The organism is Amycolatopsis sp. YIM 10 (assembly GCF_009429145.1).
GTDB lineage: Bacteria > Actinomycetota > Actinomycetes > Mycobacteriales > Pseudonocardiaceae > Amycolatopsis.
The window spans coordinates 5,025,816-5,040,585 of the sequence record NZ_CP045480.1 but is presented as its reverse complement, the minus strand read 5'-3'; the positions used below and the strand labels follow the sequence as shown (position 1 = coordinate 5,040,585).

At 69.7% G+C, this 14,770-nt stretch carries 17 protein-coding genes; 7 read left to right on the top strand and 10 right to left on the bottom strand.

What is annotated here, in order from left to right:
* Window positions 1–3: 3 nt before the first annotated feature.
* Genes YIM_RS24035 through YIM_RS24025 form a run of 3 tightly spaced genes read right to left on the bottom strand, consistent with a single transcriptional unit; the run spans window position 4 to window position 3,292 of the window.
* Entirely contained in the window at window positions 4–939 is a 936-nt protein-coding gene (locus tag YIM_RS24035) for a carbohydrate ABC transporter permease (protein WP_153032491.1), read from the bottom strand.
* A gap of 8 nt (window positions 940–947) precedes the next feature.
* On the bottom strand, window positions 948–1,892 hold the full coding sequence (locus YIM_RS24030; protein WP_153032490.1) for a carbohydrate ABC transporter permease: 945 nt from the start codon (window positions 1,890–1,892) through the stop codon (window positions 948–950).
* Window positions 1,889–3,292, bottom strand: a complete 1,404-nt coding sequence (locus YIM_RS24025; protein ID WP_153032489.1) for an ABC transporter substrate-binding protein — start codon at window positions 3,290–3,292, stop codon at window positions 1,889–1,891. Before YIM_RS24025 ends, YIM_RS24030 begins: the two co-directional genes overlap by 4 nt.
* Before the next feature lie 176 nt (window positions 3,293–3,468).
* Between YIM_RS24025 and YIM_RS24020 the strand changes: the two genes are divergently transcribed.
* Complete coding sequence (locus YIM_RS24020; protein WP_153032488.1) at window positions 3,469–4,254, top strand: DeoR/GlpR family DNA-binding transcription regulator; 786 nt, start codon at window positions 3,469–3,471, stop codon at window positions 4,252–4,254.
* Between the two features lie 34 nt (window positions 4,255–4,288).
* On the opposite strand, the gene YIM_RS24015 is transcribed toward YIM_RS24020, so the two are convergent.
* The 3 genes from YIM_RS24015 to YIM_RS24005 are packed head-to-tail and all read right to left on the bottom strand — an operon-like array spanning window position 4,289 to window position 6,865.
* A complete protein-coding gene (locus YIM_RS24015; protein WP_153032487.1) occupies window positions 4,289–5,122 on the bottom strand; it encodes a class II fructose-bisphosphate aldolase in 834 nt (277 codons plus the stop codon).
* Window positions 5,100–6,005, bottom strand: coding sequence for a 1-phosphofructokinase family hexose kinase (locus YIM_RS24010; RefSeq protein ID WP_153032486.1), 906 nt, complete (start codon window positions 6,003–6,005; stop codon window positions 5,100–5,102). Before YIM_RS24010 ends, YIM_RS24015 begins: the two co-directional genes overlap by 23 nt.
* A complete protein-coding gene (locus tag YIM_RS24005; protein ID WP_370469027.1) occupies window positions 6,005–6,865 on the bottom strand; it encodes an SIS domain-containing protein in 861 nt (286 codons plus the stop codon). The genes YIM_RS24010 and YIM_RS24005 overlap by 1 nt, the downstream gene beginning before the upstream one ends.
* Before the next feature lie 98 nt (window positions 6,866–6,963).
* Between YIM_RS24005 and YIM_RS24000 the strand changes: the two genes are divergently transcribed.
* From YIM_RS24000 to YIM_RS23990, 3 genes are all read left to right on the top strand, one after another.
* Complete coding sequence (locus YIM_RS24000) at window positions 6,964–7,470, top strand: helix-turn-helix domain-containing protein (RefSeq protein WP_153032484.1); 507 nt, start codon at window positions 6,964–6,966, stop codon at window positions 7,468–7,470.
* A 75-nt stretch (window positions 7,471–7,545) separates the two neighbouring features.
* The gene (locus YIM_RS23995; RefSeq protein WP_153032483.1) at window positions 7,546–8,049 is read left to right on the top strand and encodes an SRPBCC family protein; all 504 of its coding nucleotides are present in this window, start codon (window positions 7,546–7,548) and stop codon (window positions 8,047–8,049) included.
* The gene (locus YIM_RS23990) at window positions 8,049–9,092 is read left to right on the top strand and encodes an LLM class flavin-dependent oxidoreductase (RefSeq protein WP_153032482.1); all 1,044 of its coding nucleotides are present in this window, start codon (window positions 8,049–8,051) and stop codon (window positions 9,090–9,092) included. The genes YIM_RS23995 and YIM_RS23990 overlap by 1 nt, the downstream gene beginning before the upstream one ends.
* On the opposite strand, the gene YIM_RS23985 is transcribed toward YIM_RS23990, so the two are convergent.
* Both YIM_RS23985 and YIM_RS23980 read right to left on the bottom strand, forming a co-directional pair.
* On the bottom strand, window positions 9,076–9,951 hold the full coding sequence (locus YIM_RS23985; protein WP_153032481.1) for an SDR family NAD(P)-dependent oxidoreductase: 876 nt from the start codon (window positions 9,949–9,951) through the stop codon (window positions 9,076–9,078). The two genes, YIM_RS23990 and YIM_RS23985, sit on opposite strands and share 17 nt — an antisense overlap.
* The gene (locus YIM_RS23980) at window positions 9,951–10,682 is read right to left on the bottom strand and encodes an SDR family oxidoreductase (protein WP_153032480.1); all 732 of its coding nucleotides are present in this window, start codon (window positions 10,680–10,682) and stop codon (window positions 9,951–9,953) included. The genes YIM_RS23985 and YIM_RS23980 overlap by 1 nt, the downstream gene beginning before the upstream one ends.
* A 134-nt stretch (window positions 10,683–10,816) precedes the next feature.
* Between YIM_RS23980 and YIM_RS23975 the strand changes: the two genes are divergently transcribed.
* The 3 genes from YIM_RS23975 (at window position 10,817) to YIM_RS23965 (ending at window position 12,902) form a co-directional block, all read left to right on the top strand.
* Complete coding sequence (locus YIM_RS23975) at window positions 10,817–11,701, top strand: NAD(P)H-binding protein (protein WP_153032479.1); 885 nt, start codon at window positions 10,817–10,819, stop codon at window positions 11,699–11,701.
* A gap of 144 nt (window positions 11,702–11,845) precedes the next feature.
* Window positions 11,846–12,445, top strand: coding sequence for a DUF6801 domain-containing protein (locus YIM_RS23970; protein WP_153032478.1), 600 nt, complete (start codon window positions 11,846–11,848; stop codon window positions 12,443–12,445).
* A 67-nt stretch (window positions 12,446–12,512) separates the two neighbouring features.
* Entirely contained in the window at window positions 12,513–12,902 is a 390-nt protein-coding gene (locus YIM_RS23965) for a hypothetical protein (protein ID WP_153032477.1), read from the top strand.
* On the opposite strand, the gene YIM_RS23960 is transcribed toward YIM_RS23965, so the two are convergent.
* Window positions 12,899–13,864, bottom strand: a complete 966-nt coding sequence (locus YIM_RS23960; protein WP_153032476.1) for a hypothetical protein — start codon at window positions 13,862–13,864, stop codon at window positions 12,899–12,901. The genes YIM_RS23965 and YIM_RS23960 overlap by 4 nt on opposite strands.
* A complete protein-coding gene (locus YIM_RS23955) occupies window positions 13,864–14,769 on the bottom strand; it encodes a universal stress protein (protein WP_228004939.1) in 906 nt (301 codons plus the stop codon). The genes YIM_RS23960 and YIM_RS23955 overlap by 1 nt, the downstream gene beginning before the upstream one ends.
* Between the last annotated feature and the right edge of the window lies 1 nt (window position 14,770).

Sequence of the window (14,770 nt, the reverse complement as noted above, 5' to 3'; positions counted from 1 at the left end):
CCTTTACTTGCCCGCGCCGAGGGTGAGTCCGGTGATGATGCGCCGCGCCAGCACGAGGTAGAGCACCAGCATCGGCAGCACCACGATCGCGACACCGGCGATCAGACCGCCGTACTCGCTCTGGTAACTGGCCGCGCCGTAGAAGGTGAACAGTGCCCGTGACAGGGTGAAATCGGCGTTCTCCTGCAGGAACACGATCGCCAGCAGGGTTTCGTTCCACAACCCGATCAGGTTCAGGATCAACGCGGTGATCAGCCCGCCGCGCGCCAGCGGCAGCATGATCGAGACGAACGTCCGCAGCGGCGACGCGCCGTCGATCGCGGCCGCCTCCTCCATCTCGTCCGGCAGCGAGCGGAAGAACCCGGTCAGCAGGAACACGGTGAACGGCAGCGACAGCGCCACGTAGATGAGGAACAACCCGAACAGGTTGTTCGCCAGGCCGATCTTCGCCATGTTCACGAAGAGCGGGATGATCACCGTCTGGAACGGCACGCCCATGCCGATCGCGACGAACCCGGTCATGCCGCTCGCCCCGCGCACGCCGAGCCTGGTCAGCGCGTACGCGGCGGGGGCGCTGACCACCACGGTGACGATCGCGGCGGCGCCGACCAGCAGCACGGTGTTGACGAACGCCGAGCCCAGCCCGGCCTGGTTCCAGGCGTAGACGTAGTTGCGGAACGGGTCACCGGCGACGAACCACTGGCGCGGCAGCTGGAACGGCTGGGTGAAGATCTCGACCGGCGTTTTGAACGAGGACGAGAGCAGCCAGTACAGCACAAAAAGATTGAACGCGGTGAACGCCCACACCACCACGGTGCCGATCACCTTGAGCGGACTCAGCCGCCGCGACCCCGGCGGTGGCTTGGGCTTGCGCGGCGGCTTGCGCACCGGCTTCGCTCCCGGCTCGCGCGGTGGCGCGGTCAACTCCACTGTGGACACAGCGTCTCCTAGAACTGGATGGCGTCGCGGCGCATCAAGCGGCGCAACAGCAGCACGAGCACGGTGACCAGCGCGATCATCGCCACCGCGCAGGCGCAGGCGGCGCCGAAGTCCGGCGTGCCGTTCGAGCCGAACGACCGGTCGAACACGTAGATGCCCAGCGTCCACGCGTTGTTCGGCGGTGAGTAGGTGCCCGGCCCGGCGAGCACGAAAACAAGCTCGAAGATCTTCAGCGCGTTGATCGTCCACAGCACACCGGCCACCCCGACCACGTCCCAGGTCAGCGGCAGCGTGACGTTGCGGAACTTCTGCCACGGCGAGGCCCCGGCCAGTTCGGCGTCCTCGTACAGGTACGGCGGGATGCGGTCCACTGCGGCCATCAGAATGGTGATGTAGAAGCCCGAACTGGCCCACATGATCGCCGCGGTGACCGCCCAGGTCACGTTCGCCGGATCGAGGAACTTCGCCGCGGTCAGCCCGACGCTCTCCAGCAGGAAGTTCGCCAGGCCCTGCTTCCCGGGCTGGTACTTGAACACGAAGCCGAGGAACATGCCCAGCGCCACCGGCGCCACGATGTTCGGGAAGAACAGGATCGCCCGTACCAGCTTCCCGCCACGCATGTCCCGCAACACCATGGTGAACAGGAACGCCAGCACGAACGTGCCGATCCCGCCGGCAAAAACGTAGATCAGCGTGTTGCGGAACGAGTACTGGAACGAGTCGCTGGCCCACATGCGGGTGTACTGGGTGAAACCGGAGAACTCCGGGCTGTCGCCCGCTCCGGCCCAGCTGGTGAAGCTGAGCACCACGGTGGCGATCGTGGGCAGCACCAGGAAGATCAGGTACAGCCCGAGCGCCGGCGCGACAAACGGCCAGAACAGCCTTCGCTTGCGGACCTCGTGTTCCCCTTCAGTGCCGCGGCGGGTCCGCGGCACTGCTGCGGTCGTGGTCATGAGCCCTGCGCGGCCCAGAACTCGGCCGACTTCGCGGCCAGGCCGTCGACGAACTGCTGCGGGTTCACCCGGCCCTTGAGCAGGTCGAGGTTGAGCGGGTCGAACACCTCAGTGGCCCACTTGCCGCCCGCCAGGCCGTCGAGCCCGTCGTACTGCAGCACGTGCTCCTTCTTCGGATCGTCGATGGCCGCCTTGATGTCCTTCAGGTCGTCGGGCACCGGCAGGTCCGCGCGCGGCACCAGGTTGTTGGCCACCACGGTCATGCCGAGCAGGATGTCCTTGTTCAGCGTGTAGGCGATGAACGCCTTGGCCGCCTCGCTGTGCTTGGCCGCCTTGGGGATGGAGAACCCGATCGACATCTGCTCGACCGTGTCGTGCGTGGCGCCCTCGGGCATCGGGAACTGGAACGAGCCGTAGTCGATCTTCGCCGCGCCGCCCTGCTTGGTCAGGTACTCGCGCGTCTCGCTGGGCACCCAGCTGCCGACGTAGAGGTAGCGCGCCTCGCCGTCGGCCCAGCGCTGCTGCACCTGCGGGAACTTGGCCGCGTCCCACCCCTCGATGAAGTACGGCGGGATCTTCGCGGTCTCCTCGGCCGCCCGGCGGAACCCGGGATCGGTCAGCCAGCCCTGGCCGGTGCGGTCGCTCGCGGCCCGGTACAGCCCGCCCGCGCCGACGAACCGCTCGGCGAGCTGGGTGTAGAAGTACATGTTGTAGAAGGAGATGTCGCCGTCCTGGGCAACCGCGGCCTTGCCGTCGGCCTTCGCCTTGTCGAACAACGCGGTCAGCTCGGCCATTGTGGACGGCGGGTGCACGTCACCGGCGGTGGCCTTGTCGTACCACCAGGCGCTGGCCATCATCTCGTAGGGCACCATGAAGTTCGCCCCGGCCGCGTCCTTGTTCTGCGGGAAGTCGTACGAGCTGGGCGCGAGCACGTCCTTGACCGTCTTCTCGTCCTCGCCGACCTTCATCGCGAGCACGTCGTCGACGCTCTGCGTGCCACCCGGCTGCACGATCGCGGCGCTGACCTTGCTCACGTCCTGGTCGAACAGGTCGGGCACGTTGCCGGTGTTCAGCGCGGGCACCAGGTTGGTGGTGTAGCCCTTGCGGCCCAGCCACTCCACGTTGACCTTGACCCCGGTCTTCTCGGTGAAGCAGCGCATCGCCTTCTGCAGCACCTTGCCCTGCGGCTCGTCGGCGGTCCACATCGACCAGTAGGTCAGTTCCTTGTCCGCCTGCGGTTTCACGCCGGGCTCGGGGCAGGGCGCGTTGAGGAACTCCTCCGCGCCGGGCAGCGCGTTCTGCGCACCGGGCGTGCCCTCCTGGCCGGTCGGCGTGCCGCAGGCGGCGAGCGTGAACGCCAGTCCCGCCGCGAGTACGAGCTTGCCACGAGCTGATCTCATCGCCACCACCTGATCGATTCGACAAACTTCAGCGGGACCGCTGCGCGTTAGTGCGCAGTTTTGTCTCCGTTCAAGCATGTGTCAACAGTCAGATCGCACTACTGTGCAAGAAAATGCGAAATCGTGCTCGGAGCGGCGGTGCGGGCACAGGCCCGCACTCGTAGTACTTTCGGCGGATGGATCGGCACGAGCGCCTGAACGCACTGCTCGACATGATCGGGCAACGGGACAAGATCGACGTCGACGAAACGGCTGCCGAGCTGGACGTCTCGCCGGCCACCATCCGCCGCGATCTCGACCACCTCGCCGAGCGCCAGCTGCTCACCCGCACTCGCGGTGGCGCGGTGGCCAGCAACGTCGCCTACGACCTGCCGCTGCGGCACAAGGCCGCGCGCAACGCCCCGGAGAAGCAGCGGATCGCCGTGGCCGCGGCGAAACTGGTCGAGCGCGGCATGGTGATCGGCCTCAACGGCGGCACCACGCTGACCGAGGTCGGGCGGGCCGTGGCCACCCGCCCCGATCTGGGCGAGCGCGGGGACTCACCCTCGCTGACCGTGGTCACCAACGCGCTGAACATCGCGAACGAGCTGGCCGTGCGCCCCAACATCAAGATCGTGGTGACCGGCGGGGTGGCGCGCCCGCAGTCGTTCGAGCTGACCGGCCCGTTCGCCACCAAGATCCTCGACGAGATCACCCTCGACCTGGTGCTGCTCGGGGTGGACGCGGTGGATCCGCTGCGCGGCGCCTACGCGCACCACGAGGGCGAGGCGAGCATCAACCGGCTGATGGTCTCGCGCGCCCGTCACGTCGCCGTGGTGGGCGACAGTTCCAAGCTCGGCGGGCACGCGTTCGCCCGGATCTGCGCCACGAACGAGGTGCACACCCTGGTCACCGACACCGCGGCACCGGACAAGACGATCGAGGCGTTCCAGGCCGAAGGCGTCCGGGTCATCACGGCCTGAGTCAGGTCTGAGTCAGATTTGAGTCAGGCCCGCGTCACGGCTGGAGCAGGCGCAGCAGCCTGGCCACCTCATCGGCCACCGCTTCCCGGCCCGCGCTGAGGTACTTGCGCGGATCGACCGTGTCCGGCCGGTCCGCGAGCTGGTCACGCACCCCGGCGGTGAACACCTTGTTCAGCTGGGTGGCGATGTTGATCTTCGTCAGCCCGCGGCGCACGGCGGTGGCCAGGTGCTCGTCGGCGACGCCGGAGGAACCGTGCAGCACCAGCGGCACCGGGACTTCCTCGTGCAGGGCCCCGATCAGCTCGAAGTCGAGTTCGGCGTCCCGGGTGAGCATCGCGTGCGAGCTGCCGACGGCGACGGCCAGCGCGTCCACCCCGGTCGCCTCGACGAATTCGCGTGCCTCGGCCGGATCCGTGCGCGCCCCGGGCGCGTGCACCCCGTCCTTGCCGCCCACCTCACCGAGTTCGGCCTCCACCCACACCCCCCGCACGTGACAGTGGGCCGCCAATTCCTTGGTGGCCGCGACATTGTCTTGGTATTCCAAGGTGGATCCGTCGTACATCACCGAGCCGAAGCCGAGTTCCACCGCCTGGTGCACCAGTTCCGGTTCGTCGGCGTGGTCCAGGTGCACGGCGACCGGCACGTCCGCGCCACGGGCCGCGGCCACCGCGGCGGCCCCGATCGGCGCGAGCGAACCGTGGTAGCGCACGGCGTTCTGGCTCAGCTGCAGGATGACCGGCAGCCCGGCCCGCTCGGCGCCGTCGACGATGGCGCTGATGTGCTCCAGCAGGATGGCGTTGAACGCACCGCAGCCGGTGCCGAGTTCGGCCGCCGGGCCGACGATGTCACCCGTTGACACCAGTGGCATGGGTTTCCTCCACGGTCACGGCGCCCAGTTCGCGCCGGTAGTGATCGAGATCGACGTCGCCGGCCAGCGGGCCGAGCACCGCCGCGGCGGACAACGCCACGGCCTGCCGCAGCACCGCGGGCCAGTCCTGGCGCGGGTTCAGCGCGATGCCCGCCACCGCCGCGTCACCGGCGCCGGTGGTGTTGCCGCCGAGCTTTCGCGACGGCCGCGCGAGCCACGTCCCGTCCGGGGTCGCGGCGAGCATGCCGTCCGCTCCCAGGGAAACGAGCACCGCGCCCGCGCCGCGTGCGCGCAGTTCGTGTGGATCGTCGGTGAGTTCGCGTAGTTCGTCCGCGTTGGGCTTCACCACGTCCGGTCCCGCCCTGATCCCTTCCCGCAGCGCCTCGCCCGAGGTGTCCAGCACCACGGGCACTCCGGCTTTCCTGGCCAGGCCGATGAGGTGCGCGTAGCCGTCGGAAGGCGCGCCGGGCGGGAGGCTGCCGGAGCAGACCAGGACGTCGGCGTGTTCGAGCTGCCGCGCCACCTCCCCGGCCACCTGGCCCCACTCCACTTCGGACAGTCGTGGTCCCGGTTCGTTGACCAGGGTGACCGCGTCCGGTGCCACCAATGCCGTGGTGCGGCGGGTGACTCCGGCGATCCCGGTCAGCCGGTGAGGGATACCGGCAGCGGCCAGGTCTTCGCGGATCAGCGTGGCGTCGGCGCCGCCGACCGGGCCGAGCGCGAGCACCTCCCGGCCGAGCGCGTGCAGCACCCTGGCCACGTTGAAGCCCTTGCCCCCGGCCCGCTTCCGCACCTCGGCGGGCCGGATGACGGCACCGGGTTCGAGCGCGCCGACCCGGTAGGTGACGTCCAGCGCGGGATTGGCGGTGACCGTGACGATCACTACGCGAGTACTACGGAACGGGTGAGGTTGCGGGGGTTGTCCGGGTCGAGGCCCCGGTCCGCGGCGAGCGCGCCGGCGAGCCGCTGAGCGCGCACGAGATCGGCCATCGGGTCCAGGTCGTCGTCGACGAACAACGCGCCCGCGGCACGAACTTCGCCGGCCAGTCCCTCGGGCGACCGGCCGAACATCCAGGTCACCCGGCCCGGCTCGGCGATGCTGATCGGCCCGTGCCGGTACTCCAGCGCGGGATAGGACTCCGCCCAGCTGACCGAGGCTTCGCGCAGCTTGAGCGCGGCCTCGGCGGCCAGGCCGACGGTCCAGCCGGTGCCCAGGAAGGTGAACTGCTCCGCGGCTCGGACCTCAGTGTCCACAGTGGTCTCGAGAACGTGTTCGGCTTCGGCGATGGCGCGGTCGATGTTCTCCCCGAGGTGCGCGCGGAGCAGGGCGAGCGTCGCCGTGGCGAACCGGGTCTGCACCACGGAACGCTCGTCGCTGAAGGAAAGGTCGACCACCGCGCCCGCCACGTTTTCGATCTCCGCGGGCACGCCGGTGAGCACCGTGGCCGGGGTGTCGAGTTGTCCGAGCAGCCGGTGGATCTCGGTGGTGGTGCCGGACCTGGTGATCGCGAGGACCTGGTCGTAGCGCCTGCCGAGCGGGAACTCCGAGGCGGCGAACGCGTCGGTTTCACCGAGCCCGGCGCGTTCCCGCAGCGCGGCGTAGGCCTGGGCGACGAACCACGAGGTACCGCAGCCGACCACGGCCACCCGGCGGCCCGGTCGCGGCAGCAGGTCCCCCGCGTCGGCGGCGAGTTCCACGGCTTGGCGCCAGTGCGCGGGCTGGCTGGCGATCTCCGCATCCATCTCTGACATGAGGATCAGCGTAGTTGCGTGTTTTTGCTCGGTCAATCGCTCTTTCACGCAACTTCGCGCATCCACAGCTCGGGCTTATGCTCAACGGCATGAAGCGGACCTCTTTTGCCAGGTGGCCGTGCTCGATCGCGCGCACCATGGACCTGTTCGGCGACCAGTGGAGCCCGCTGGTGCTGCGCGAGAGCTTCTACGGCATCCGCCGGTTCGGTGACTTCCAGGCCGAACTGGGCATTCCGCGGAACACCCTGGCCGACCGGCTCAAGCGGCTGGTCGACGAAGGCCTGCTGGAGAAGCGCGCCTACCAGGACGAGCCGGTCCGTTACGACTACCTGCTCACCGAGATGGGCCGCGACTTCTTCGACGTGCTGGTGGTGATGTCGCGCTGGGGCGACCGGTGGCTATCCGGCCCGGAAGGCCCGCCGGTGCGGATGCACCACCTCGACTGCGGGCACGACACGCACGCCGAGGTCGTCTGCGCCGCCTGCGCGGAGCCGCTCGATCCCGCTCGCGTCCGCATGCGCACCGGTCCGGGATATCCCGAGGGCCTCAAGGACCGCCCGGATGTCCGCCGCCGCTTCGACGACTTGGCCGGATGAGCCTTGACAGGGTGAGTCCAATTACGAAACTCTGAAGCTCAGAGGGCATTTCCCCAGAGCTGAGGAGGTTGCGCGGTGGAGTGGACGGGCGCACGGTACGCGGACGCACCGACCATCGAGCAGCGGATCCGGATCGCGGCACCACCCGAACGCGTCTGGGACCTGGTCTCGGACATCCAGCTGTACCCCCGATTCAGCACCGAGCTGCAGACCGTGGAGTGGCTGGACGAGGGGGGTCCCGGAATCGGCGCCCGCTTTGTCGGCCGCAACGAGCACCCGTCGTTCGGCAAGTGGGAAACCACCTCGTACGTGGTGAGTTACCAGCCACAGCGCACCTTCGCCTGGGCGGTCTCCGATCCGGCGACGCCATCGGCGAGCTGGCGGTTCACCCTCGAACCGCGGGAGGACGGCACCGAGCTGAGCCAGTGGATGCAGATGGGGCCGGGCCCGTCCGGACTGTCGTTGGCGATCACCCGCATGCCCGAGAAGGAGCAGAAGATCGTCTTCGTCCGGCTGCGCGAGCTGGAGAACGCCATTCTCACCAATCTCGAGGCGATCAAGAACCTGGCCGAGGCCTGATGCGCACCGCGACGACCATCGAGGCCTCGGGCGCGCCCTGGCCGGAGATCGTCGACTTCGTGGTGGAAGCCGAGAAACTGGGCCTCGACGTGTGCTGGGTCGCCGAGGCCTGGGGCTCGGACGCGCCCTCTCCCCTGGGTTTCCTGGCCGCGCGCACCAAGCGGATGCAACTCGGCTCGGGCATCATCCAGCTCGGCACGCGCACGCCGGCCGCCATCGCGCAGACCGCGATCACCCTGTCGAACATGTCGGGTGGACGGTTCCTGCTCGGCCTCGGGCCGTCCGGTCCCCAGGTCATCGAAGGGCTGCACGGAGTTCCGTTCGCCCGTCCGCTCACCCGGATGCGGGAGACCGTGGAAATAGTGCGTGCCGCGTGCACCGGCGAGAAACTGCGCTACTCCGGTTCGGCCTTCGAAATCCCGTTGCCCGGCGAGGCCCGTCCCATGCGCCTTTCCATCAAGGCCGAGCATTCGATCCCCCTTTACCTCGCCACGCTTTCACCGCGAATGCTCCGGCTGACCGGGGAAATCGCGGACGGGTGGCTCGGCACCAGTTTTGTGCCGGAAGGCGCCGCGGACGCCTATTTCCGCCACCTCGACGACGGTTTGACCGCAGCCGATCGCACCCGAGCCGATCTTGATGTGTGCCAAGGCGCCGAAGTCGCCTTCGCCGCGGACGAAGACGAACTGCACACCATGATCGCCGGCCGGAAAAAGGAGCTGGCGTTCAGCCTCGGCGGAATGGGCTCCGCCGGCAGCAATTTCTACAACGACGCCTACAGCAGGCAGGGCTGGGCCGAAACCGCCGCGGAAGTGCGTTCACGCTGGCTTTCCGGTGATCGCGATGGCGCGGCGGCCCTGGTCACCGATGAAATGGTGCTGGGCACCACGCTGATCGGAACCGAGGAAATGGTGCGCGCGCGGCTGGCGGTGTGGCGTGCCGCCGGGGTCGACACCGTCCGGCTGTACCCGGCGGGCGACACCCTCGACGCGCGGCTCGAAACGCTGGGGCGGGCCTTGCAGCTGGTCAGCGACTTGGCGTGAGCAGGTCGCCAAGGCCGATCCGGGTGAGGAACCCGGCCCGGATCCGATCGGCGACTTCGCTGACTTCCTCGGACCCGTCGTTCGCCGGATCGATGTGCACCCGGAACGGCCGCTCGCCGTCCGGGGCGCCGACAACGTCCACAATGGCCTCCGCCACCGCGGCGACATCCGCGTCCGGCGGGGAGATCTCCGCCAGCCGTGCGCCGACCTGCTCCATGAGCCCGGCGTAGCGCCGCTCGTAGGCCGCGACGATCTCCTGGTCCGCGGGGTGCCCGCCGTTGGCGAAGTGATTGGTGCCCGAGGTGAACGCCCCGGGCACCACGATCGTGGTCTCGATGCCGAACCGCGCCAGTTCGGCGGCGTAGCTGACCGCCAGCGCGTCCATCGCCGCCTTCGCCGCGAAGTACGGCGCCAGGTAAGGCGGGGTGCCGCCGCGCGTACTGCTGCTGCCGACCCAGACGAGCAGCCCACCTCGCCTTTCGCGCCACTTCGGCAGAATGGCGCGGTTCACCCGCTGTGTGCCTAGCACGTTCGTGTCGTGGACCCGCGCGATTTCCTCCGGTGTGAAGGCTTCCGCCGGTCCGGTCACCATGTGGCCCGCGTTGTGCACCACGACGTCGAAGTCCGCGGTGGTCGTCGCGGCGTCCACGGATTCCTGGCTCGACACATCCAGCTCGACGACCCGCAGGTCGACCGCGTTCTCCCGCGCAAACGCCTCGGCGTCCGCCTTCGCCTGGGCGTTGCGGCCGGTGGTCTGCCGCATCCCCGCGTACACGGTGTGCCCGGCCCTCGCCAGCGCACGGGCGGTCAGCGCGCCGAACCCGCTCGACGCGCCGGTGATCAGCACCGTGCTGCCCATCAGACGATCCCGCCGTTCGCACGGACGACCTGGCCGTTGATCCAGCGCGCGGGACCGGCCAGGAACGAGACCAGTTCGGCGATGTCGGCCGGGGTGCCGAGCCGCTCCAGCGGCGGCTGCGCGGCCATCCGCGCGATGGTCTCCTCGTCCTTGCCGTCGAGGAAGAGCGCGGTCGCGGTCGGGCCGGGGGCCACCGCGTTGACGGTGATGTCGCGACCGCGCAGTTCGCGGGCGAGGATCATGGTGATCGCTTCCACCGCCCCCTTGGACGCCGCGTACCCGGCGTAACCCGGGAGCGCCAGCGCGTGCACGGACGTGGAGAAGTTGATGATCGCGCCACCGTCGCGCACGCGGCGGGCAGCCTGCTGGTCGACCACGAAGGTGCCGCGGATGTTGGTGCGGTGCAGGTTGTCGAGCTCGGCCAGGTCGAGTTCCGCGATCGGGGCGAGCGCCATGCGACCGGCCGCGTGCACGACCACGTCCACTCCCCCGAACTCGGCCTCCGCGCGGCCGAACACCGCCGCCACGGCCTGCTCGTCGGCGACATCGGCCTTGGCCGCGAACGCCCGGCCGCCATCGGCGGTGATCTTCTCGACCGCCGCGTTGGCTTCGGTCTCGTTGCCCGCGTAGACGACCACCACGGCCATCCCGTCCGCGGCGAGCCGCTCGGCGGCCTCACGGCCGATTCCGCGCGATCCGCCGGTCACGATCGCCACCCGCTGTTCCGTCATGACTGCCGTCCCTTCATCACTAACTTTGCTAACACGACAACATTAACACCGCTACGTTTACGCCGCTACCCCGTTTTCGGTAGCGGCGATATTGTGGTCACGAGGTGGCCACAATCCTCGCTACCGTCCGGACCATGACTTCTCACCACAGGAAGATCGCGGTCACCACCCCCACCGGGCAGGTGGGTTCCCGAGTCGTGCGGCTGCTGCTCCAGGCGGGTGTGCGCCCGACGCTGCTGCTGCGGGACGCGAGCAAACTCGATCCGGGAACGCGCGCGCGGGTGGACGTCGCGGAAGGTGACCAGGCAGACGCCGACTACGTCATCCAGGCGACGCGTGGCGTCGACACGCTTTTCTGGGTGAGCCCGCCGGGCACCGGCGACGACCCCGTCGACGCGTACGCCCGGCTGGGCGCCAACGCGGCGCGCGCGGTGCGGGAGAACGGCATCGCGCACACCGTGTTCCAGAGCAGCATCGGTGCCGAAAAACGGCACGGTGTCGGTGAAATCGACGGCCTGGCGCGCACCGAGGAACAGCTGAACGACACCGGCGCCGCGGTGACGCACCTGCGTTGCGGTTACTTCTTCAGCAACCTGCTCGGCGACGTCGAGTCACTGCGGGCCGGGGTGCTCCGCACGCCGTGGCCGCTCGACCATTCGATGCCGTGGGTCGACCCGCGCGACATCGGCGAGGTCGCCGCCGCCCGATTGCTCGCCGCGAACTGGCAGGGCACGCGGGTGCAGGCCGTGCACGGGCCGGAGGACCTGACCTTCACGCAGGTCGCCGAAATCCTGGGCGGGGTGCTCGGCCACGAGGTCAAACCGGAACAGCTCTCGGACGACGAGTTCCGCTCGGTGCTGACCTCGGTGGGCCTGCCCGCGGCACAGGTCGACGGCATCGCGGGCATGTCCGCCGGACTGACCGGCGATTTTGTGCCCGAGGACGAGCGAAGCGTGCTCACCACCACGCCGACCACCCTGGCCGCCTGGGCCCGACAACACCTGGTCGACGCCCGGTAGGTCTTGCTCCGGAACGCACAAACACACCGGCGGGGATGCGCATCCGCGCTCAGTTTTCCTCGTCGTGCCTTGAATCGCGGGTTCGCGTGCTCCTAACCTGCTCGGTGTCCGCACCGAGCAGGTGCCCCCGCGAGGAGGTGCGCCATGGCGCCGAAATTCCGGCGGTTCCTCGTGGCCGTCATGACCGTGGCCGCCTCTCTTGGCGCGACCAGTGCCGAGGCCGCTCCGGAGTACCAGCAGTTCTATACCGGCAACCTCGGCCTGACCTGTGACCTTCCCGGTATCGGCGACTACCCCGTGTACGCCAGTGCCTACCTCGAGGGCCCGAGTTCGGTGGCCGCGGGAGAGACGGTGCAATTTTCCGCGCTCACCGCACATGTGGTCATCCCGCGCGAAATCGTCCAGGTCTATCAGGGGATCGTCGAGGGATTCCGCGCCACCGACGGCCTCACGATCGGTGTGCGGGGCGGAACCCCGAGCGCGATCGGCATGACCGTGGTATCGCCGTACCAGCTGTTGCCCGTTCCCCCGGATCACCTCGTGCTCACGGCGTACCAGGCCCCGGGCACCACGATTCCCGCCATCACCGCGGGCGCGATGGGCCAGCTGCTCACCGTTTCGATCGACGCCTTCGCGGTGACCCTCGACGTGAACCTCGGCCCCGGCTCACCCGTCCTGCAAAGCCCCTGCGTCCTCAATGCGAGCCAATACACGGCCTTCTCTCCCTCATTGATCATCCAGTGAGCGTGGGAGCGGATCGGGGCGTCGCGACGTCTCAGCGTGGTGCCCGCCGCATTCGGTGGTGGGGTCGGTGCGGCTGGGAGCGGTGAACGTGGTCGAGGAGAAGGTGCCCGCGCGGCGCGGGGTGGCGTTGACGCTGTGGTTGTCGGGTTACAGCGCGGCCGTGGTGACCGTCGGCGTGCTGCTGGCCGTGCACGCGGCCGACAGACTGGAGCACGGCCAGATGCTGACGGTCCCGGTCGTGCTGGGCATGGTCGCGCTGCTCGGCGAGGCGGCCGCGCTGACCGGCCTGTGGTTCTGGCGCCGGTGGGGCGTGACCCTGCTGGCGGTGTGCGTGGTGGTGCAGGTCGTGGCCGGCTTGATGGGTGAGGTCAACGGCGGTGTCATCGCGGCGCGCATCGTGCTCGCCTGCGCCCTGATCTTCATGTTGCTGCCCCGCTGGGAACAACTGCGGAACTAGCTGTCCCCCACCGAGGCGCTGGCCACGGGCCGCCGGGCGGTCAGCGGGGTCGGGTAGCCGTAGCCGACGCGGAGCAGGGTGTGCACCTGACCGGCGTCGCGGAACAGTTGCTCGATGGCGCTGCGGGTTTCCGGCGTCTCGAACGGCTGGGACAGGAACGACGTCGCCAGGCCGAGCGAAGTGGCCGTGAGCAGCACCGCCTGCATGACCATGCCGCCGTGCAGGTCGGCCAGCGCGCCCTGCCCGCCGGAGAGCACCGCCACCAGCAGCGGCTGCTGTTCGAACGAACGGGGTGGCAGCGCCGGATTGGTGTGCGACGCGCGCTGCGGCAACGCACCGGCCTGCCCGGCCGGTGGCGCCGCCGACGTGAGCGGCACGCCGTCCACGCTCCCCGGCGGCCGTCCGGTCCACCGGGCCGACTCCTCGCGGAACGAGTCGTCGCCGGCCTGGAGGAATTCCGCGCGCCGCGCCAGTGCGGCCACCGCGTCGTACCGGCCGGACGGTTCGAGGTGCTCCAGCCTGCCGCCCTCGCCCAGCGCCGCCGCGTTGAGCGCCGACCGCACTCCGGGCGGCACCGCCCGGTCCAGGAACGGCCGCCGGTTGGTGTGCCGGTGGAAGATCGACTGCGCGAGCTTCCGCTCGTCCAGGGTCGATCTGCGCTGGCCCTCGACGTGGACCTCGGCGAGCAGATCGGGCCGGGCCGGATCGGGCACCAGCCGCACCGCCGGCTCACAACCGTTCGAACGCAGGGAAAGCCGCAGGTTGAACAGGGCCGCGCCACAGGACAGGCGCGCTTGCCTGGCCTCGGGATCGGCGACCGTGAGCACGCGCTCGCGGTCCAGCCACAGCGTCACGCGGTCGCCGTCGACACCGAACGACCACGGCTGCGTGTTGTGTGGTGACGGCGCCCGGGTCGCGGCGTTCAGCGCCTGGTCCAGTTCGGTCGGAAGGGCCCCGCTCATCACGAGTTCCCGGTTTCCGGGCGCACCACGAGCACCGGGCAGTCGGCGTGGTGGGCCAGCGCCTGGCTGGTGGAACCCAGCACCAGGCCGGCGAAACCGCCACGCCCACGAGTGCCGACCACCACCAGGCACGCCTTCGCACTCCATTCGAGCAGCCGGTGCCGCGGCTTGTCCTGCTGCACGACCTGCTCCACGGTGACGTCCGGGTACTGCTCCCGCCAGCCCGCGAGGCGTTCGGCGAGCACCCGCTGTTCGGCGTCGTTCACCGGCTCCCAGTCGAACTCGACGCGGCTGCGGCTGAACAGGACCTCGGTGTCGCCGTCGTGCCAGGTGTGCACGGCGACCAGCGGGACCTGCCGGACCGACGCCGCGGCGAACGCCTGCGCGATGGCGGCTTCGCTGTTGGTGCTGCCGTCGACGCCGACCACCACGGGACCTTCCGGCCGTCCCCCGTCCCGGCCGCGCACCACCACGACCGGGCAGTCGGCCGCGGCGAGCACCGGGATCGACGTGGACCCCACGATCAGGCCGCTCACCGCGCCACGCGGCTCCCCCAGCACCAGCAACCGCGCCTCGCCCGACAACTCCCGCAGCGCGGCCACCGAGCCCTGCGGACTCACGCGGGTCTCGGCGGAGACCGCCGGTTCGATCTCCTTCGCGGCCGCGACCGCCGTGGCGACCACACGCTCGGCTGCTTCCTTCTGCGCGTCGACCCACTCCGTCGGCGGGTACAGCGGCGCCGCGAACGACGCGTCTTCCAGGCCGTAGGCACTGACGACCAGCAACGGCGCGTGCAGGCGAGCGGCCTCCCGCGCGGCCCACCGCGCGGCCGCGAGCGCCGACTCCGAACCGTCGACCGCCACCAGTACCGGCTGGTTTCCCGTTGGGGCCACTTTCATCGCCATC